Consider the following 19,262-nt stretch of genomic DNA (forward strand, 5'->3'; position numbering starts at 1 on the left):
AGTTTCGTTATGCACATTAAGGCTATTGGCGCGCTTTCCGCCACTCAACCGCTTGAACCGATGACGATTACCCGCCGCGAGCCCGGCGAGCACGATGTGCAAATCGCCATCGCGTATTGCGGCGTTTGCCACTCGGATATTCATCAGGCGCGCGCCGAATGGGCAGGCACGTTATTTCCCTGCGTGCCGGGCCATGAAATCGTCGGTCGCGTCACTGCAATCGGCACGAAAGTGACCGCTTTTGCGCCCGGCGATCTGGTGGGCGTCGGCTGCATCGTCGACAGCTGTAAAGATTGCGAAGAGTGCGATGACGGGCTTGAGAACTACTGCGATCACATGATCGGCACCTATAACTTCCCGACGCCGGACGCGCCGGGCCATACGCTTGGCGGTTATTCACAACAGATTGTCGTGCATGAGCGCTATGTACTGCGCATCCGTCATCCGGAATCCCAGCTCGCCGCTGTCGCGCCGTTACTGTGTGCAGGCATTACGACCTATTCGCCGCTGCGTCACTGGCAAGTTGGGCCAGGGAAAAAAGTGGGCATCATCGGCATCGGCGGGCTTGGGCATATGGGTATCAAACTGGCGCACGCGATGGGCGGGCAGGTCGTGGCGTTTACCACATCAGAATCCAAACGCGACGCGGCGAAAGCGCTGGGCGCGGATGAAGTGGTGGTATCGCGTAACGCCAGTGAAATGCAGGCGCACGCCAAAAGCTTCGATTTCATCCTGAACACCGTGGCCGCGCCGCATAACCTGGATGCCTTCACTGCGCTTTTAAAACGCGACGGCACAATGACGCTGGTGGGCGCGCCCGCTTCGCCGCATCCGTCGCCGGAAGTCTTTAACCTGATTTTCAAACGCCGCGCTATCGCGGGCTCGATGATTGGCGGCATCCCGGAAACTCAGGAGATGCTCGATTTTTGCGCCGGGCACCATATCGTCGCCGACATTGAGCTTATCCGCGCCGACGACATTAACGAGGCGTGGGAGCGCATGATCAAAGGCGATGTGAAATATCGCTTTGTCATCGACACCGCTACGCTGGCGTGAAAGACGCCCTGTTCTCATGACTGAGGAGTTAAATTATGACGGATATTTATTATTGTGGTTCGCAGGCCTCTTACGCTGGCCCGGAAGCGTGGTTTACCGGTACCGTGCGTGTCGATCCGCTGTTCCCGGCGAATGCCCCGGCGCGCGCTGGCGGTAATAGCGTCACATTTGAACCGGGCGCGCGAACGGCATGGCATACGCATCCACTGGGCCAGACGCTGATCGTCACCGCCGGTTTCGGCTATGTGCAGACCTGGGGAGAGCCTGCTCGTGAAATTCGCCCCGGCGATGTGGTCTGGATCCCGCCGTATGAAAAACACTGGCATGGTGCCAGCCCGACTACGCCGCTGACGCATATCGCTATCCAGGAAGCGCAGGATGGCAGCGTGGTGGAGTGGCTTGAACATGTGTCCGACGAGCAGTACGGGGAACGCGGGTAAGCGCATACTCTTGTGAATAAAGACCGGTTTAAATCCGGTCTTTCAATCAGCCTTTATCAGCAGCCTGATTTCATCTGCATGCCGCTTGTTAAGGGTGATTTCGCACTGATCGATGTAGGCAGGATAATCGTAAGCATCTTCGTTAATCTCTGTTGCAACCGCTTCACAGAGTTGATCCCGGTACTGCTTCCACACTGCCTGCGCCTTGAGAAACCGCTGATTAAAAACGTCACCCGCCGTGAGGCCCGCGTCTTGCTTACCATTAAAATCGCCAGGATTGTTAGCGAGAATATTTTTACTGGCGCGCGCAATCAGTGCATCCAGTTCCCTCGCACTTTCTACTTTTTTCTTTGCCAGACAATTGTATCCTTCCGCAACGGAAGCACTCTGCCTGAAACAATGCTCGCGCTCCGGCCCCTCGCTTAATGAGGCATAACAGGAAGCAGGAAGCAGAAAAAAACAAGCCAAAGCCGTAATACGTTTCACTGGGATTTTCTTCGTTAAAGATTTCATCTGCCTGTCGACACGCTGTTATAAGGGTTAATCGTTGAAAGGGTAGACTGTTTAAAAGCATAACGAAACTTATTCTTTTAAATAAGCCAGTCGCTTTCGGGTCGGCTCAAATGACATATAAATTGCATCCTGCCTAATGTACCGGGCAAGTTTCTCTTTGCCGCCCACTGCCGCTTTAAAGAGGGCAGTGACGCTATGCGCTCCCTGAAAAAAGATATCGACGACCACATCCCTGATTTTTTTATCGAGAGATGCCCATCCTGGCGCGCCGGGAATATCGGGAGCCAGCTTTTCATAAAGCCTGCGCGCCTCGTCAGCCTTCTTCTGATAAGAAATCTTAAAAAGCTGGACTTGCTGGATATGGCTGATTTCGCCCACAAAGGGGCCATAGATTCTGATAAAATCCACCGCAGCATCTCCTTTACGAAAGGCGGCCTTTGAACACAGGACCGCTTTGTACTCTTCGATACCTGCCTGACGCAAGGTAGCAAAAATTTCGCCGCTGCTTCGATTACCCATATCATAGCCTCGGCCTAATGTGACGCCAGATCCCACAGTGCCCGGCGTATGTAATACTCTTGAAAAATAAGGGTAGGTATTTCTTCCCCTGAAAGGAGCAGCGGTTTTGATGTAATCGATACCTTCAGCATCAAAGGTCAGTTGTCCTTCATTAACTATCAGAATCCCACTTTTTTGTACTGGTAATGAACCTGGTGACGCTGCGTTATTAATCGCCATCATAAACCAGTTATCCATTGGCTGAACTAACCCGGAAGGTGAAAGATTTAATAACCGTTGATACCAGCAGATAGCCTCAATAGTCTCATGATTGCAGATACTGTCAGCGCCTATGCTCCGCCCGGTAAAAAACGTGTAACCTGATTTATTTATCGCCGTTTTTAACAGCCTCACGTCTTCCGGATTATTCGTTCCACAAAACCCTACAGGAGCTGACAGACGGAATATTTTCGGATTACTGTAATAAACCCCGCCATTTTTTGAAGCTATTCCTTTTTGCATATAATCCCTTTATATTTTTTGGAAACTCTGAAAAAGACATTAATCAAACCGATTCGTTATAAATAGATCTTTATGGGGATATTGGGTATAGCCAGAGCTGGCAATTAGGAATACGTTTAATTGATGGAAGAATCACATATCGATCTTAAACAACCAACAAACCTGGCAGAATATTAATTCCTGCACCTGTTTAATAGATGGTTACGTATTAGCTCAGTCTGAGAAGGAGGGTTGCACAGAATCATCTGCACAAAAAAGCTTATCGGCGGGGAAAGGCCAGGTATAATCCGCGGCAGCGGGAATGGCCCGCTCTCCTTTCCTTAGCCACAAGGACGTCACGATGAACGCGCCCGCCGACCGACTTCAACATACGCTGCTTTGCATTACCGTCGGGCTGGCCTGGTTTATGCTGCCGATGGTGGTATCGATGCTGCCGGGCTATATGAGCATTTACCGTGCCGGGTTCGCCACGCCGTTGCTCTACTTCGTGTTCTGGCTGCCGTTCGCGCTATTTTGCTGGCAGCGCTACCAGAAGCGCTTCGGTCTGCTGCCTGTGGGCGGGCTGAGCGTGCAGTCGCTGGCATTGCCGGGGCTGGCGCTGCTGGCGCTCTCCATCATTCATGGGCTGTTCGGCAGGCAGGAGCCCTGGAGCGCGACGCTTTCGCAGATGTCATCCCTGAACCTTGCGCTCACGGCGGTCTGCATCTGCCTGCTGGCGCCGGTGGTGGAAGAAGTTATCTGCCGCGGCTTTTTGCTGAATGCGGGCATCGGCTGGGGGAAAATGGGCCAGACGGTCGCGATGGTCGGCACATCGCTGTTTTTCGCCATCGGCCATGCGCAGTACCAGATGCCCACCACTTTCGTCTGGCTGTTCATCTTCTCGGTAATCCTCTGCCAGGTGCGCATTCATACCGGCAGCCTGCTGGCGCCCATCGTCCTGCATTCGGCGACCAATATTATCGGCATGATGGCGGCGCTGAAGCTCTCCTGATCAGGCCGCCGGGAACCGCAGAATAAAGCGGTTCCAGCCCGCTTCGTGTTCTACCGCGGTCTCCCCGCCGTGCAGGCGCGCGATCGCCTGGGTGAGTGCCAGCCCAAGCCCGGTGCCGGGCGTGGCGCGCGCGTTATCGCCGCGCCAGAAAGGCAGAAACAGCTTTTCCGCCTCCCCGACTGGCTCGCCCTGGTTGGCGACGCTGAGCTCGGTTTCTCCCGCCTTCCGTACAGCCACGATCCGCACCTCGCTGCCCGTGGGCGCGTGGCGAAGCGCGTTCGTCAGAAGGTTAGTAAGCGCTCGCTGGAGGAGCAGCCGATCGGCGAAAATATCACCCTGAGCCTGCACGTTAAACGTTATCTCCTGCTCTTCCGCCAGCGGCTCCAGAAAATCGGTCAGTTGATGGATAAACGGCTCAAGCGCCAGCCTTTCGCGCTTCAGCGCGATGTTTTGATGATCGGCGCGGGCGAGAAACAGAATGTTTTCAATCAGCCGGGTCATCTGCTCCAGCTCTTCGATATTCCCGGCAAGCAGGCTCTGATACTCCGGCACGCTGCGCGCGCGTTGCAGCGCGACCTGATTTTGCCCCAGCAAAATGTTAACCGGCGTGCGCAGTTCATGGGCGAGATCGTCGGCAAAGCGCGTCAGCCGCGCAAAATCCTCCGCCAGCCGGTGACGCATGGTATTGAGCGCCTCGCCGAGCGGCAGCAGCTCGCGCGGCAGGGTCTCCAGGCTGAGCGGCTGTTGCAGCGTTTCGCTGCCGGTGCGGGCGGTGGCCTCGCTGAGACGGGTAACGGCGCGCAGGCCGCGGCGTATCAGCCACGGGCTGAGCAGCGCGGCGGCGAGCGTCGCCAGCAGGCACACCATCAGGCTTTCCCGGCGGTACTGCGCCAGCATCTGCGCGCGCTCCTGCGCCACGCGCGCCACGGTGATGATGAGCGGACCGCGGGCATCGCTCGCCGTCAGCGCCAGCGCGCTCACATAGACGCCGTCGGGCCGCTGCCAGCGGTGTAGCGCGTCCTCGTTAACGCCGCGCCCTGGCGGCATTGGCGCAAGCGTCGGCAGCGCGACGCCCGCCTGGTTAATATTCACCAGCGTCTCGCCCTCCATCCGTTTTATCAGCAGCAGATCCTGGCGGGTATCCAGCATCCGGTTGAAATAGAGCGGCAGCTGGCGCGGCTCGGCGCCGTCCGTCAGCAGCTGGCGTAGCTGGGAAGCGCGGTTCAGCAGCGTCTGATCGTCGCGCCAGATAAGCTCGGCGCTTAACGAACGATAGAGCGACACCCCGGTAATGCCGCAGGCGAACGCCACCAGCAGCGTGAAGATGAGCGTCAGGCGCAGCGTTAAGGAGGGGCTACGCATCGTTCTGCTCCGGCGTGCTGAGGCGGTAACCCATGCCGCGCACGGTTTCAATCAGCTTAAGCGGGAACGGATCGTCGATTTTCTTGCGCAGGCGACGAATGGCGACATCCACCACATTGGTTTCGCTGTCAAAGTTAATCCCCCAGACTTCGCTGGCGATCAGCGTGCGCGGCAAAATCTCCCCGACGCGGCTTGCCAGCAACCACAGCAGCGTAAATTCCTGACGGGTCAGCGCGATCCGCTCGCCGCCGCGGCTGGCGGCGTGACGCGCGGTATCAAGCGTCAGATCCGCCACCTGCAGCGTCGCGGCGGCAGGCGCATGGCGGCGCAGTTGCGCCCGCACGCGCGCCAGCAGTTCGGCGAAAGAAAAGGGCTTCACCAGATAGTCATCGGCCCCCAGCTCCAGCCCTTTCACGCGATCGCTCACCGCATCTCTGGCCGTCAGGCAGAGCACCGGCGTGGCTTTGGCGGTGCGCAGCGCGCGCAACACCTGCCAGCCGTCGAGGCCCGGCAGCATGATGTCGAGGATGATCAGCGCGTAGTCGTGCTCCAGCGCCAGATGCAGGCCATCGCGCCCGTCGGCGACGGCGTCCACCACCAGCCCCGCCTCCCGCAGCCCTTTTTCGAGCCACGCGCGGGTTTTATCGTTGTCTTCAATCAGCAGCAGTTTCATGGCGACAGTCTCGCAAAGAACGCGGGCGCTGCCCAGCGGCGATGCGCAGGATGACAAAACTGTCATCTTCGTGTCAGGCGTTTTCGCCCGCGCGGGTGGCAGGATGAGCGCACAACCACTTCAGGAGGAATGATGATGAACCGTTTTCAAACGCTTGCCGCCGCTGCCCTTTTCGCCCTGCCGGGCCTCGCGCTTGCCGCGCCGGCGAATTTACTGAGCGTGCATGTGCTGAATGAACAGACCGGCAAACCCGCGCCGGGCGTGGTGGTAAAACTGGAGAAAAAACAGGGGAATGCCTGGCAGCCGCTGAACGAAGCGACGACCGATAAAGATGGCCGCATTAAGGCGCTCTGGCCAGACGCGCCTGCCGCCGCGGGCGACTACCGCGTGATTTTTGAAACCGGCGACTACTTTGCCGCGCACAAGCAGTCCAGCTTCTTCCCGGAAGTGCCGGTGGTGTTCCATATCGATAACACCGACGAGCACTACCATGTGCCGCTGCTGCTGAGCCAGTACGGCTACTCCACCTATCGCGGCAGCTGAAACCCAGGCGGCGGGCAGCAGAGAATATTGCCGAGAAAGACGAGCAGCGGCGAGGATTCCGTCTCGCCGTAGTACTCCACATCGGGCAGCGCGTACAGAAAGCGGATCTCGCTGACGCCGCGCTCGCACAGCTGTTCCCCCGCCGCGCGGGTTAAAAACGCGAATTGCGGGTCGAGCGCCGGGTTATGCGGGTGAATCGACCCTTTTTCACCTGCCGTCGCGCCATACCAGAGCGCAATCGCGTCGTCCGCGTACCCCTGCGCGAAGCCGAAATCCTGCAAAAAATGGCGCTCGCAGCCGGGCGCGGGCAGCGCCTCCCGCAGCGCCTGCACGTCATCCGTCGTGGAATACCAGACCGCAAACTGCATCGTCGCCATAATGGCCTCCGCGTCGCGTTGCCTCAGAGTTTACCCAACAGCCGGAACCAGCCGTAATCGAGCGGCAACAGGAAAAGAAAAGTGACTACCGCCAGCGCCAGGCAGAGCTTCATCCCGGCGCGCGCCGGGACGTTGCCCAGCGCCATCGCCACCACGATGGGCGACGCCTGGTACGGCAACAGCGGCGTGGAATACCCCAGCACCTGGATCATGATGGTCGAGAGCAGCGGGAAGCCGGTACTACGCGAAAAGCTCTCCGCAAGCGTGGTATAGAGCGCCGGAACGCCGTTGGCGGTCATGATGAAGTTGAGCGCCGTGGTAATGCCGGTGAGCGCGGCGAAACTGGTAAAGGGGCGCGCCGGATCGAGCGGCATGATCTGCATCAGCGCCGCGCCGACCGCGTTGCCGATGCCCGTGTGGGTCACGGTGGTCGCAAGCCCCAGAATGCCCGCCACATAGATGCAGGTGCGCATGTTGACGCCGCTTGCGAACTCATCGCCGGTAATAAACCCGACGCGCGGCAGAAGCGTGATGACCGCCGCCGCAAGGCCCGTCCACGCCGGGCCGATGCCGTGCCAGCTCTCGGTGACCCACAGCGCCAGCACCACCAGCAGCAGCCAGCCGAGGCGTTTTTCCGCGCGGCTCATCGGCGTCGCGGCGGGCAGCTCGCGCGGCGGCTGCGGCTTGCCGGGAAAGAACCAGCAGATAAGCGCAATCAGCACCGCGCCCTTGAGCAGTCCCAGCACTGGCGTGTGCAGCAGCAGATAGGGCAGATAGTTAAGGTGAATGCCGAAAGAGCCTTCCGCCGCGCCGCTCATCACCAGATTGGGCACGTTGGCGGGCAGAATAGTGGCGGAGAGCTGGAACGTGCCGAAGCCCACCGCCAGCGCCAGGCCGTACCAGCCGCGGGTGTTTTCTTCGATACCGGCGCGTTTCGCCATCGCCGCCACGACGGGCATCAGCAGCGCGATGCGCCCCATGTTCGACGGCATGACGAACGCCAGCGCATAGCTGAGCAGCACCACGCTCGCCACCATCTGCCACCAGGAATCGGTCAGCCGCGCCGACAGCGCCCGCGCTGCCCGGTCCGCAAGCCCCGTTTTACGGATGGCCACGCCCAGCACGAAACCGCTGAACACCAGCCAGAACGCCGATGACGCGAAGCCGCCGAACAGGACTTCCGGCGGCGCGATTCTGGCTATCATCGCCACTGCGAAAAAGAGCAGCACCGTGATGAATTCCGGCAGCAGGGACGTCGCCCAGAGCACGATGGTCAGCAGAATAATAAGGGAGGGTAAGAGCAGCGGATGCGCAAGCCAGACGGACATACCTGTCTCCTGATGAAATTTCCAGCAAGTCTACGGCGCGCCTGACGTTAAGTAAACGTTATGGCGTGCCTTCGTGAAGCAGCGCGCAGTCGTGATCCTGAAGCTCTTCGCTGTGCGCCAGGTTCAGTTGCAGAAGCTGACGATGCGTGGCGAGCAGGACAAACGAGCCATCTTTAAGCAGCGCCAGCGCCAGCGAGTAGCGCCCCATGTGCTCGCGCGCCTGCGGCACCTCTTCCGCCAGCATCAGAAACGGCGAACGGCGCGACAGCTCTTCGCCGGTAATACGGCGCGCTAAATAGTCGTGACCGCGAAGACTCCCCGGAAACGGCTGCCAACGGCTGCCGATGCCGTTCATCGCGGCGTCAAGCTGCGCGCGCACGTCCGGGCGCAGGCAGGAGATGTGAATGTGCAGATGGTTCTGGGTGCGGCCCATTGTGGAGTTGATGGCCAGTGAAACCGCGCTGTCGGGCACCGGACCGCCGCGCTTTTCGCTCATCCAGCGGCGCGCCTGCCACGCCTGCCAGAAAAAGTTGGGCGTGTTATCGGAGAGCAAAAGCGGGCTTTCGATGCCGTTGATTTTCCACAGCGGCATCAGCAGGTATTGCAGCGGGCCGTTGATATCTTTCAGCACGGCGTAACCCGCAGGGAGATTCACCTGGGCGCAGGGGGCTGGATCCTGGCGTTCTCGCTCGCCGGGCAGGCACTGCTGCGTCACGATGCGCCTTAGCACGTCCGGATCGCTCGGCAGGAAATAACGCCACGCCACCAGCGCGGCCAGCGCCAGTACGGCAATAAGCGTGACGGTGAGATACAGCGTTCGCTTCATGCTTCGCCCCTGTTAATGCTGAAAACGCAAAGCGTAGCGTAAAACGGGCCGCAGCGGGGGGGTTATTACCCGGAAAGCAGGCCACATCCTTGTGGCCGGGGTATTTAACGCTGGCTTATCTGATCGAAGGTGCCGCCGCTCGCAAAGTGCGTTTGCTGCGCTTTGGTCCAGCCGCCGAACACGTCATCAATCGTGAAGAGTTTCAGTTTCGGGAAGGTGCTTTCATACTTCGCCGCGATTTGCGCATCGCGCGGACGGTAGAAGTTTTTCGCCGCGATCTCCTGGCCTTCCGGCGAGTAGAGGTATTTCAGGTAGGCTTCGGCCACCGCCTGCGTGCCTTTCTCCTGCGTGACTTTATCAACGACCGAGACGGTCGGCTCCGCAAGGATGGATTCACTCGGCGTCACGATTTCAAACTTATCTTTACCAAGCTCGTTGGCGGCCAGCAGCGCTTCGTTTTCCCAGGCGATCAGCACATCGCCGATACCGCGCTCAACGAAGGTGTTGGTCGCGCCGCGCGCGCCGGAATCGAGCACTTCGACGTTTTTATACAGCGCTTTGACGAAATCCTGAGCTTTGGCCTGATCGCCGTTGTTGTGATGCAGCGCGTAGCCCCAGGCCGCCAGATAGTTCCAGCGCGCGCCGCCGGAGCTTTTCGGGTTCGGCGTGATGACCGACACGCCCGGCTTCACCAGATCGTTCCAGTCTTTAATTTGCTTCGGGTTGCCCTTACGCACGAGGAACACGATGGTGGAGGTGTACGGCGCGGAGTTGTCCGGCAGGCGTTTGATCCAGTTTTTATCGATGCGGCCGCGTTCGGCGATGGCGTCCACGTCATAGGCCAGCGCCAGCGTCACCACATCGGCCTTAATACCGTTAATGACCGAGGTCGCCTGTTTACCGGAGCCGCCGTGCGACTGACGGACCACGACGTTATCGCCGGTCTCTTTTTTCCAGTGCGCGCTGAACGCTTTGTTGTACTGCTCATAGAATTCGCGCGTCGGATCGTAAGAGACGTTTAACAACTGCACGTCTTTCGCCAGTACGCCTGCTGAAGCCAACAGTAAAGTAATGCCCACGCCCCACTTGTTCATCGCACGCTCTCTTTAAATATTCAGATGTGAATTGCAATAAAAGCAGCGTGCCAGAAAGCGCGGCGCGGACTAAAGAATAAAAAAAAATTGGCTATAACTTTGGGGAATAACGCAGAGTAGAACAACGCCCGGCCGCGTTAGCGTACCGGGCGCATAACGAGCGGCTTAGTAGAGCTTTTTCGCGCAGTCCAGCCAGTCGCCTTTGAACGGACGCTTCATGTTTTCGATAGCGTCGATGATGTCGTGATGCACCATTTTTTCGTTCTGAATGCCGACGCAGCGGCCGCCGTAGCCCTGCAGCAGCAGTTCAATGGCGTAAGCGCCCATGCGGGAGGCCAGGATGCGGTCATAAGGCACCGGCGAGCCGCCGCGCTGGATGTGGCCGAGAACGGTGGCGCGGGTTTCGCGCTTGGTTTCGGTTTCGATGTATTTCGCCAGCTCGTCGATGTCGCAGATGTGCTCGGTGATCGCAACGATAGCGTGTTTTTTGCCTTTCGCGATGCCCGCTTTGATTTCAGAGACCAGATCTTCGCGGTTGAACTCGACTTCCGGCAGAACGATAAATTCGCAACCGCCGGCGATGGCTGCCGCCAGGGTCAGATCGCCGCAGTAGCGGCCCATGACTTCGACGATAGAAATACGCTGGTGCGAAGAGGAGGTGTCGCGCAGGCGGTCAATCGCCTCAACCACGGTGTGCAGCGCGGTGAAGTAGCCGATGGTGTAATCGGTGCCCGCCACGTCGTTATCGATGGTGCCCGGCAGACCAATGCACGGGAAGCCCATTTCGGTCAGGCGTTTGGCGCCCATGTAGGAGCCGTCGCCGCCGATCACCACCAGCGCATCGAGGCCGCGTTTCTTCATGTTCTCGATAGCCACGGCGCGGATATGTTCTTCGCGGAATTCCGGGAAGCGCGCGGAACCGAGGAAGGTGCCGCCGCGGTTGATCATGTCGGAAACGCTGTAGCGGTCGAGCTGGATCATGCGGTCTTCATACAGGCCAAGATAGCCGTCGTACACGCCGAACACTTCCAGACCTTCTGTCAACGCCGCACGGACCACACCGCGGATGGCGGCGTTCATGCCTGGCGCATCACCGCCACTCGTCAACACACCGATTTTCTTAATCATGACTACCTCTGAACGTAGAATGCAAAAGGAATACTTTCGCCGGAAACCGCCTGCGCAAGGGCGACAGGTGATCGACTATTGCTGCAAATAGTATATCAACAGCTTCCTGCTGAATTGATTCAGGTCAGCCCTCGTGGGGGTGGTATATACAAAAAATGCCTGACTGAACCACGCCTTTACAACGAATGCTTAACGCTCAAATTGCCCCTGCTGGAAACGCGGGACCACTGAGCATGGGTCCTGATGAATAATGACGTCCGACCCCGGAAACCGGAACAGGATCGCCTGCTCCACCTGTTCGGCGATAAGATGCGCCTGAACGAGCGGCAAGTTGTCTTCCATTTCGAGATGAAGCTGGATAAAGCGGGTCGGCCCTGACTGCCGCGTACGTAGATCGTGCGCGCCACGAACGCCTGGCCAGGCGGCGATAATGTCGACAATCGCCTGGCGCTCGTCATCGGGCAGAGCCCGGTCGAGCAGCGACTGTACCGCTTCATAGCCCATCCGTAACGCACTGTATAAAATCCAGACGCCAATCCCGAGCGCGAACAGCGCGTCGGCGCGGTGCAGGCCATACCATGAGAGGGCCAGCGCCACCAGAATAGCGGTGTTCATCATAACATCAGACTGATAATGAAGCATATCCGCCCGCACCGCCTGGCTGCGCGTTTTACGCACTACCCAGCGCTGGAAGGTGACTAACATCAGCGTGGTGACGAGCGCCGCCACCGTCACGACAATCCCGACCAGCGGCGCGCGCATGGGCTCAGGCTCGACCAGGTGCTGAATGCCGGTCAGGAAAAGAAACAGCGCCGAGCCGGAAATAAACATGCTTTGCGCGAGCGCCGCCAGCGATTCCGCCTTTCCGTGACCAAACGTATGTTCTTTATCGGCAGGCTGAAGCGAATAGCGCACCACTAAAAGATTGGTCAGCGACGCGGCGATATCCACCAGAGAATCCACAAGGGCGGCGAGAATACTGACCGACCCGGTATACCACCAGGCGAAGATTTTGATGATCAGCAGTAAGGTTGCCACAAGCGTTGCGGCGAGCGCCGCCCGACTTACCAGACGGGCATAGTCATGATTCATAACGACTCCTGCAAAGACATGTTGCCAGTATAACCAACCGTTCGCAGGAGTTTGATGAAATTCGTCTGACGCACGCCGGTATTGAAAAAGGACGCAGGGTGAAAAAAGGCAAAAAAAACCCCCACATCATGTGGGGGAAGACAGGGATGGTGTCTATGGCAAGGAAAACAGGGTTCTTACTGGTTACTACGGGTACTGCTACTAAAGAGCGGCAGCGCAGACTGGCGCTGCATTTGCGCAACCTCACGGAACTGTTCCATGCGTTGCTGGTGTTTCTTGTTCAAAACCGCTTGCTGCTCGGGCGTTAACAGGCGATACATCTGGTTTCTCACCTTCGCCATTTCAACCTGGCGAGCCACTTGCTCCTGGGCCATTTTTTCCGCCTGGGCGCGCACAGCGTTTTCATCAAAATTTTCTGCGGTGACCAGCCTGTGCATGGCCTCCATTTCGCTAACATTAACAGGGGGCTGCTCATGTCGCGCTCGCTGCATCAAATCGCGCATTTGCTGGCGCTGATGCTCTGTTAAGTTAATGCCGTCAAACATATGGCTTTGCACACTGTTGCGCTGCGTCAGCATGTCCGCTGGATGCCAGCTTTCGTCCGTCGGGACCTGTGCCGCCTGGCTGGTTAACGCACCGACAGCCAGCGTTGAGGCCATGACGGCGGCGGTAACTTTGCGCATCACTGACTCCTGGAAACTTATGTGCTGCGGTTCAACGAAATCCAGTCTACGATTCGGGCTGCAAACATGCGTCAGGGGGTGTAAAACAACGTAAAGTCATGGATTAGCGCGCCTTGATGACGTAATTTCTGCCTCGGAGGTACTGAAAATGAATAAAATCCTGTTAGTTGATGATGACCGCGAGCTGACGTCCCTGTTAAAGGAATTGCTCGACATGGAAGGGTTTAATGTCCTCGTTGCCCATGATGGCGAACAGGCGCTTGACCTCCTGGATGACAGCATCGACCTGCTTTTGCTCGACGTGATGATGCCGAAGAAAAACGGCATTGATACTTTGAAAGAGCTTCGCCAGACACACCAGACACCCGTTATTATGTTGACCGCGCGCGGCAGCGAGCTGGATCGCGTGCTCGGCCTTGAGCTGGGCGCCGATGACTACCTGCCGAAACCGTTTAACGACCGCGAACTCGTGGCCCGTATTCGCGCGATTTTGCGCCGTTCGCACTGGAGCGAACAGCAGCAGAACAGCGACAGCGGTTCGCCGACGCTGGAAGTGGACGCGCTGAGCTTGAATCCTGGCCGCCAGGAAGCGAGCTTCGATGGCCAGACGCTGGAGCTCACCGGTACCGAATTCACGCTGCTTTACCTGCTGGCGCAGCACCTGGGCCAGGTGGTATCGCGCGAACATTTAAGCCAGGAAGTGCTCGGCAAACGTCTGACGCCGTTCGATCGCGCGATCGATATGCACATTTCCAACCTGCGCCGTAAATTGCCGGAGCGTAAAGACGGCCATCCGTGGTTTAAAACCCTGCGCGGACGCGGCTATCTGATGGTTTCCGCTTCATGATAGGCAGCCTTACCGCCCGCATCTTCGCCATTTTCTGGCTGACGCTGGCGCTGGTGTTAATGCTGGTGCTGATGCTGCCTAAGCTCGACAGCCGTCAGATGACGGAACTGCTGGAGAGCGAGCAGCGTCAGGGCACGATGATTGAACAGCATGTCGAGGCTGAACTGGCGAGCGACCCGCCCAACGATCTGATGTGGTGGCGGCGGCTGTTCCGCGCTATCGACAAGTGGGCGCCGCCGGGACAGCGGCTGCTGCTGGTCACCAGCGAAGGTCGCGTCATCGGCGCTGAGCGCAACGAAATGCAGATCATCCGCAATTTTATCGGCCAGTCTGATAACTCCGATCATCCGCAGAAGAAAAAGTATGGCCGCGTTGAGCTGGTCGGGCCGTTTTCCGTGCGCGACGGCGAGGATAACTACCAGCTTTACCTGATCCGCCCGGCGAGCAATTCGCAGTCCGATTTTATCAACCTGCTGTTTGACCGCCCGCTGTTGCTGCTGATTGTCACGATGCTGGTCAGCTCGCCGCTGCTGTTGTGGCTGGCATGGAGCCTGGCGCGTCCGGCGCGTAAGCTTAAAAACGCCGCCGATGAAGTGGCCCAGGGCAACCTGCGCCAGCACCCGGAACTGGAAGCCGGGCCGCAGGAGTTTATCGCCGCAGGGGCGAGCTTTAACCAGATGGTGACGGCGCTGGAACGCATGATGACGACCCAGCAGCGGCTGCTCTCTGATATCTCCCATGAGCTGCGCACGCCGCTCACGCGTCTGCAACTGGGCACCGCGCTGCTGCGCCGCCGCAGCGGAGAGAGCAAGGAACTTGAGCGCATCGAAACCGAAGCCCACCGGCTCGACAGCATGATTAACGATCTCCTGGTGATGTCGCGTAATCAGCAGAAAAACGCGCTGGTGAGCGAGACCATGAAGGCGAATCAGCTCTGGAGCGAGGTGCTTGATAACGCCGCGTTTGAAGCCGAGCAGATGGGCAAATCGTTTGAGGTGGCCTATCCGCCTGGCCCGTGGCTGCTTTATGGCAACCCGAACGCGCTGGAAAGCGCGCTGGAGAATATCGTGCGTAACGCGCTGCGCTACTCGCACAGCAAGATTTCCGTGAGTTTCGCGGTGGATAAAGAAGGCATTACGATTAATGTCGATGATGACGGCCCGGGCGTAAGCCAGACCGATCGGGAACAGATTTTCCGTCCGTTCTATCGCACCGATGAGGCGCGCGACCGGGAATCCGGCGGTACGGGGCTGGGCCTCGCTATCGTGGAAACCGCCGTGCAGCAGCATCGCGGCTGGGTGAAGGCGGACGACAGCCCGCTGGGCGGCCTGCGCCTGACGCTCTGGCTGCCGCTCTATCACCGCTCCTGACCGAGCCCTCCCGCGCGGGAGGGCGTTGCTTCTCCCGCGCCCGCTGTTTTTACCCACCGGCAATTCTGTTATTCTGCGCGCCTCTGCACAAGGGGAGCCGTATGCTGAACATCGTCCTGTTTGAACCTGAAATTCCGCCCAACACCGGTAATATCATTCGTCTTTGCGCCAACACGGGCTTTCGCCTGCACATTATCGAGCCGATGGGGTTTACCTGGGACGATAAGCGCCTGCGCCGCGCGGGGCTGGATTATCACGAGTTTACCGCCGTGACGCGCCATGCCGACTATGCCGCGTTTCTGGAGGCGGAAACGCCGCAGCGCCTGTTCGCGCTGACGACCAAAGGCACGCCCGCGCACAGCGCGGTCAGCTATCAGGACGGCGATTATCTGATGTTCGGCCCGGAAACGCGGGGCCTGCCCGCCTCGATTCTGGACGTACTGCCGCCTGAGCAGAAGATCCGCATCCCGATGATGCCGGACAGCCGCAGCATGAACCTCTCCAACGCCGTGTCCGTTGTAGTGTATGAGGCCTGGCGACAGCTTGGTTACCCAGGCGCGGTATTGCGCAGCTAAGCGACAACCGTCAGAAACAACAAAGCCGCGCAATGCGCGGCTTTTTTATGCGAAACCCCGGCGGGATCAGATGCCGTCGCCGTACTCAAACCCGTGGTTGATGCCGTTGAAGTGCTGATCCATATCCATCGACGGTTTATCGCTTTCAGGCTTGCCGACAATGCGCGCCGGGACGCCCGCCGCCGTGGTGTGCGGCGGCACGGGCTGAAGCACCACCGAGCCCGCGCCGATTTTCGCGCCGCGCCCGACTTCGATATTGCCAAGAATTTTCGCGCCCGCGCCAATCATCACGCCTTCGCGGATTTTCGGGTGGCGATCGCCGCTGGTTTTACCGGTACCGCCCAGGGTCACCGACTGGAGGATAGAGACGTCATCTTCCACCACGGCGGTTTCGCCGATCACAATACCCGTCGCATGATCGAGCATGATCCCGCGGCCAATGGTCGCCGCCGGATGAATATCGACCTGAAAAGAAACCGACACCTGATTTTGCAGGAAAATCGCCAGCGCCTGACGGCCTTGCTTCCAGAGCCAGTGGCCGATGCGATAGGCCTGCAGGGCATGAAAACCTTTGAGATAGAGCAGCGGCGTGGAGTATTTATCCACCGCCGGATCGCGGGTGCGGACGGCCTGGATATCGCAGGCGGCGGAAGCGATCATTTCCGGGTCCGCCCGGTAGGCCTCTTCCACCACTTCACGAATGGCGATCGCCGGCATAATCGGCGACGCCAGTTTGTTCGCCAGCATGTAGCTTAACGCGCTGCCCAGATTTTCGTGCTTAAGTAATGTCGCATGGTAAAAACTGGCCAGCATCGGCTCACAATCGGCCAGCTGACGGGCTTCGGCTTTAATATTCTTCCACACCAGATCCAGTTCTTCACACGGCATTGCTTTCTCCAGACAAACAAACAGCGGCCGACAAAACGGTTTGTCGGCACGCATCAATCATTACGGGCGCTCGTCCTTACTGGCTGCTTCGCTCATCCTTGCGGGTACGGCCCAGCAGCGTTAATGCTGCCTCGCGCGCATTTTTTCCGCAATAGAGTACCTGATAAATTTCCTCGGTTATTGGCATTTCCACGCCAACACGCGCCGCCAGCTCGCGCACCTCTTTGGTGTTGCGATAGCCTTCCACCACCTGACCGATCTTCTCCTGCGCGCTCAGAACGTCCATTCCCTGGCCGAGCATCATGCCGAAACGACGGTTGCGCGACTGGTTGTCGGTACAAGTCAGCACCAGATCGCCGAGGCCCGCCATACCCATAAAAGTGGTCGGGTCAGCGCCGAGCGCCGCGCCCAGACGGGACATCTCCGCCAGACCGCGCGTAATCAGCGCCGTGCGGGCATTCGCGCCGAAGCCGATGCCATCAGACATCCCCGCGCCGATAGCGATAACGTTTTTCACCGCGCCGCCAAGCTGCACGCCGATAAAATCCGGGTTGCTGTAGACGCGAAAGCTTTTGCCGCAGTGCAGAAGCTGCTGGAGATCGTCTGCGAATGTGTCGTCCGTCGCCGCCAGCGCAATCGCCGTCGGCAGCCCTGCCGCCAGCTCTTTGGCGAACGTCGGGCCGGAGATGACCGCGAGCGGGATAGTATCGCCTAACGCCTCGCGCGCGACATCCTGCAACAGCCTGCCGGTTTCCGCTTCCAGGCCTTTCGTCGCCCATACTACACGGGCATCCGGGCGCATCAGCGGTTTAATCTGGCGCAGCACCTGCCCAAACACATGGCTTGGCACCACCACCAGAATGTTGCGGCTGGCGGCCAGCGCAGTGGCTAAGTCGCTTTCAAGGTGAAGCGTGTCGGGGAAAGGCACATCAGGAAGGAAAGCCACGTTGCAGCGGTCAGCCTGCAGCGTCGCGATATGCGCGGGATCATGACCCCACAGCACGACGTGATGGCCGTTTCTTGCCAGTGTGATGGCAAGAGCGGTGCCGTAAGAACCGGCACCGATAACTGTCATTGACGCATTAATGGTGTTCATCAGGCATCCTGATGGTTTGGCGCACCTTCAGCAGCCTGCTGCTGCAGATAGTTCATGAACAGCGCGTCGAAGTTAACCGGCGCAAGGTTCAGCTGCGGGAAAGTGCCGCGGGAAACCAGGTTGGTGATGCATTCGCGAGCGTACGGGAACAGGCTGTTCGGGCAGTAAGCGCCGAGGCAATGCGCCATCTGGGTGCCTTCAATGCCGGTAATGTTGAAAATACCCGCCTGCTGCACTTCGCACAGGAAAGCGGTCTCTTCGCCCAACGACGCGGTGACCGTCACGCGCAGTACCACTTCGTAGACATCGTCAGCGAGCTGGCTGGAGGCAGTATCCAGATCCAGTTTCACTTCCGGTTGCCAGTCTTTCTGAAACACATGCGGCGCATTCGGTGCTTCGAAAGAGATATCTTTGGTGTAGATGCGCAGAAGCTGAAAATTCATTTCAGTGTTGTTTTGTTCTGACATGAGCGAAAACCCTTTGTATGTAATGTCCTTAAATGTGCCGTCACGGCTAAAGCGCACTAGCGCAGCAGAGGATCGAGTCCGCCGCGCGCATCCAGTGCATGCAGGTCGTCGCAGCCGCCGATGTGCTGACCGTCGATAAAGATCTGCGGTACAGTGGTGCGGCCACTACGCTGAATCATCTCTTCCCTTTTGGCGGTATCGCCATCAATGGGCAGCTCGAGGAAAGCGGCGCCTTTGCTGTTCAGCAGGGCCTTCGCACGATGGCAATACGGGCAGGTTGCTTTGGTATACATTTCGATATTAGCCATGTCGTTACCTCTTATGAAAATTATTTACCACGCACCAGCGGCAGGTTTTCACCACTCCAGCCGGCGACGCCCTCTTTCAGCACATACACCTGTTCAAACCCGGCGTTCGTCAGCGCCGTCGCTGATTCCTGCGCCGACAGCCCGTTGCCGTCAACCACGATAACCGGCTTCGCTTTATGCTTGTCCAGCTCGCCGACGTTGTTGGCTTTGATATCGGCAGGCAGCAGGTTCATCGCGGTGGCGATATGGCCTTTGCGGAAGTCGTCGCGCTGGCGGATATCCACTACCACGGCATCTTCTTTGTTGATAAGACGCGTCGCTTCACCACGCGTAATCACCTTCACTTTAGAGGTCAGGCTCTTGAAAGTGGTGTAAATCACCGCCGCGAGTAACGCAATCCACGCGATACTAAGTATGGGGTGGCGGCCAACGAATTGCATAATTTCTTGCATGGGGGGGGTCAAACTCCCGACTCAGTAAAAAAACCAGGTGAGGAGTATACCTGCGCGCTGTGTCAATTACAGCCAGTACAAGGAAGGTTATGCGTTTTCTGCGGCGCGTTACGTAAAAAAGGATGAAATGCGC

The 19,262-nt window shown here is 58.5% G+C and carries 23 protein-coding genes; 7 read left to right on the forward strand and 16 right to left on the reverse strand.

The window, feature by feature from the left end; translation table 11 throughout:
- Window positions 1-9: 9 nt before the first annotated feature.
- Both AFK65_RS19130 and AFK65_RS19135 read left to right on the forward strand, forming a co-directional pair.
- The gene (locus AFK65_RS19130) at window positions 10-1,056 is read left to right on the forward strand and encodes an NAD(P)-dependent alcohol dehydrogenase (protein ID WP_038858616.1); all 1,047 of its coding nucleotides are present in this window, start codon (window positions 10-12) and stop codon (window positions 1,054-1,056) included.
- 35 nt (window positions 1,057-1,091) lie between these two features.
- Complete coding sequence (locus tag AFK65_RS19135; protein WP_007703178.1) at window positions 1,092-1,496, forward strand: (R)-mandelonitrile lyase; 405 nt, start codon at window positions 1,092-1,094, stop codon at window positions 1,494-1,496.
- Window positions 1,497-1,538: 42 nt separating this feature from the next.
- Here AFK65_RS19135 and AFK65_RS19140 read toward each other — a convergent pair whose 3' ends face one another.
- Window positions 1,539-1,982, reverse strand: a complete 444-nt coding sequence (locus tag AFK65_RS19140) for a lysozyme inhibitor LprI family protein (protein ID WP_071602575.1) — start codon at window positions 1,980-1,982, stop codon at window positions 1,539-1,541.
- Between the two features lie 96 nt (window positions 1,983-2,078).
- Window positions 2,079-3,029, reverse strand: coding sequence for a lysozyme family protein (locus AFK65_RS19145; RefSeq protein ID WP_007703181.1), 951 nt, complete (start codon window positions 3,027-3,029; stop codon window positions 2,079-2,081).
- 340 nt (window positions 3,030-3,369) lie between these two features.
- Here AFK65_RS19145 and AFK65_RS19150 point away from each other — a divergent pair, with 340 nt between their 5' ends.
- A complete protein-coding gene (locus AFK65_RS19150; protein WP_007703183.1) occupies window positions 3,370-4,020 on the forward strand; it encodes a CPBP family intramembrane glutamic endopeptidase in 651 nt (216 codons plus the stop codon).
- Here AFK65_RS19150 and AFK65_RS19155 read toward each other — a convergent pair whose 3' ends face one another.
- Window positions 4,021-5,382, reverse strand: a complete 1,362-nt coding sequence (locus AFK65_RS19155) for a heavy metal sensor histidine kinase (protein ID WP_038858614.1) — start codon at window positions 5,380-5,382, stop codon at window positions 4,021-4,023.
- Complete coding sequence (gene hprR, locus AFK65_RS19160; RefSeq protein ID WP_038858612.1) at window positions 5,375-6,055, reverse strand: response regulator transcription factor HprR; 681 nt, start codon at window positions 6,053-6,055, stop codon at window positions 5,375-5,377. Before hprR ends, AFK65_RS19155 begins: the two co-directional genes overlap by 8 nt.
- A gap of 132 nt (window positions 6,056-6,187) precedes the next feature.
- On the opposite strand from hprR, the gene uraH reads away from it, so the two are divergent.
- Entirely contained in the window at window positions 6,188-6,598 is a 411-nt protein-coding gene (uraH, locus tag AFK65_RS19165) for a hydroxyisourate hydrolase (RefSeq protein ID WP_038858609.1), read from the forward strand.
- Here uraH and AFK65_RS19170 read toward each other — a convergent pair.
- From AFK65_RS19170 to cpxP, 7 genes are all read right to left on the reverse strand, one after another.
- The gene (locus tag AFK65_RS19170) at window positions 6,583-6,975 is read right to left on the reverse strand and encodes a hypothetical protein (protein ID WP_007703194.1); all 393 of its coding nucleotides are present in this window, start codon (window positions 6,973-6,975) and stop codon (window positions 6,583-6,585) included. The genes uraH and AFK65_RS19170 overlap by 16 nt on opposite strands.
- A 23-nt stretch (window positions 6,976-6,998) precedes the next feature.
- Window positions 6,999-8,303 carry an SLC13 family permease gene (locus AFK65_RS19175; protein ID WP_038858608.1) on the reverse strand — a complete coding sequence of 435 codons (1,305 nt, stop codon included), beginning with the start codon at window positions 8,301-8,303 and terminating at the stop codon, window positions 6,999-7,001.
- A 58-nt stretch (window positions 8,304-8,361) separates the two neighbouring features.
- Window positions 8,362-9,129: a CDP-diacylglycerol diphosphatase gene (locus AFK65_RS19180; RefSeq protein ID WP_007703200.1), complete on the reverse strand. Its 768-nt coding sequence runs from the start codon at window positions 9,127-9,129 to the stop codon at window positions 8,362-8,364.
- A 104-nt stretch (window positions 9,130-9,233) separates the two neighbouring features.
- A complete protein-coding gene (locus AFK65_RS19185; RefSeq protein WP_007703203.1) occupies window positions 9,234-10,223 on the reverse strand; it encodes a sulfate ABC transporter substrate-binding protein in 990 nt (329 codons plus the stop codon).
- A gap of 165 nt (window positions 10,224-10,388) precedes the next feature.
- Window positions 10,389-11,351 carry a 6-phosphofructokinase gene (gene pfkA / locus AFK65_RS19190; protein WP_007703206.1) on the reverse strand — a complete coding sequence of 321 codons (963 nt, stop codon included), beginning with the start codon at window positions 11,349-11,351 and terminating at the stop codon, window positions 10,389-10,391.
- A gap of 189 nt (window positions 11,352-11,540) precedes the next feature.
- Entirely contained in the window at window positions 11,541-12,443 is a 903-nt protein-coding gene (gene fieF, locus AFK65_RS19195) for a CDF family cation-efflux transporter FieF (protein WP_038858606.1), read from the reverse strand.
- A gap of 176 nt (window positions 12,444-12,619) precedes the next feature.
- On the reverse strand, window positions 12,620-13,126 hold the full coding sequence (gene cpxP, locus AFK65_RS19200) for a cell-envelope stress modulator CpxP (protein ID WP_007703215.1): 507 nt from the start codon (window positions 13,124-13,126) through the stop codon (window positions 12,620-12,622).
- A gap of 148 nt (window positions 13,127-13,274) precedes the next feature.
- Here cpxP and cpxR point away from each other — a divergent pair, with 148 nt between their 5' ends.
- The 3 genes from cpxR (at window position 13,275) to trmL (ending at window position 15,918) form a co-directional block, all read left to right on the forward strand.
- A complete protein-coding gene (cpxR, locus tag AFK65_RS19205) occupies window positions 13,275-13,973 on the forward strand; it encodes an envelope stress response regulator transcription factor CpxR (protein ID WP_007680774.1) in 699 nt (232 codons plus the stop codon).
- Window positions 13,970-15,343, forward strand: coding sequence for an envelope stress sensor histidine kinase CpxA (gene cpxA, locus AFK65_RS19210; RefSeq protein ID WP_007703231.1), 1,374 nt, complete (start codon window positions 13,970-13,972; stop codon window positions 15,341-15,343). The genes cpxR and cpxA overlap by 4 nt, the downstream gene beginning before the upstream one ends.
- Before the next feature lie 101 nt (window positions 15,344-15,444).
- Window positions 15,445-15,918: a tRNA (uridine(34)/cytosine(34)/5-carboxymethylaminomethyluridine(34)-2'-O)-methyltransferase TrmL gene (gene trmL, locus AFK65_RS19215; RefSeq protein WP_007703235.1), complete on the forward strand. Its 474-nt coding sequence runs from the start codon at window positions 15,445-15,447 to the stop codon at window positions 15,916-15,918.
- A gap of 66 nt (window positions 15,919-15,984) precedes the next feature.
- On the opposite strand, the gene cysE is transcribed toward trmL, so the two are convergent.
- The 5 genes from cysE to AFK65_RS19240 all read right to left on the reverse strand — a co-directional run bounded on the left by cysE (window position 15,985) and on the right by AFK65_RS19240 (window position 19,129).
- Entirely contained in the window at window positions 15,985-16,806 is an 822-nt protein-coding gene (gene cysE / locus AFK65_RS19220) for a serine O-acetyltransferase (protein ID WP_004388495.1), read from the reverse strand.
- Between the two features lie 76 nt (window positions 16,807-16,882).
- Window positions 16,883-17,902, reverse strand: coding sequence for an NAD(P)H-dependent glycerol-3-phosphate dehydrogenase (gene gpsA, locus AFK65_RS19225; RefSeq protein WP_007703240.1), 1,020 nt, complete (start codon window positions 17,900-17,902; stop codon window positions 16,883-16,885).
- A complete protein-coding gene (gene secB / locus AFK65_RS19230) occupies window positions 17,902-18,369 on the reverse strand; it encodes a protein-export chaperone SecB (RefSeq protein WP_032805752.1) in 468 nt (155 codons plus the stop codon). Before secB ends, gpsA begins: the two co-directional genes overlap by 1 nt.
- A gap of 56 nt (window positions 18,370-18,425) precedes the next feature.
- Window positions 18,426-18,677, reverse strand: a complete 252-nt coding sequence (gene grxC / locus AFK65_RS19235) for a glutaredoxin 3 (RefSeq protein WP_004388492.1) — start codon at window positions 18,675-18,677, stop codon at window positions 18,426-18,428.
- Between the two features lie 20 nt (window positions 18,678-18,697).
- Window positions 18,698-19,129: a rhodanese-like domain-containing protein gene (locus tag AFK65_RS19240; RefSeq protein ID WP_032805038.1), complete on the reverse strand. Its 432-nt coding sequence runs from the start codon at window positions 19,127-19,129 to the stop codon at window positions 18,698-18,700.
- Between the last annotated feature and the right edge of the window lie 133 nt (window positions 19,130-19,262).

Source organism: Cronobacter universalis NCTC 9529, from assembly GCF_001277175.1.
Taxonomy (GTDB): domain Bacteria; phylum Pseudomonadota; class Gammaproteobacteria; order Enterobacterales; family Enterobacteriaceae; genus Cronobacter; species Cronobacter universalis.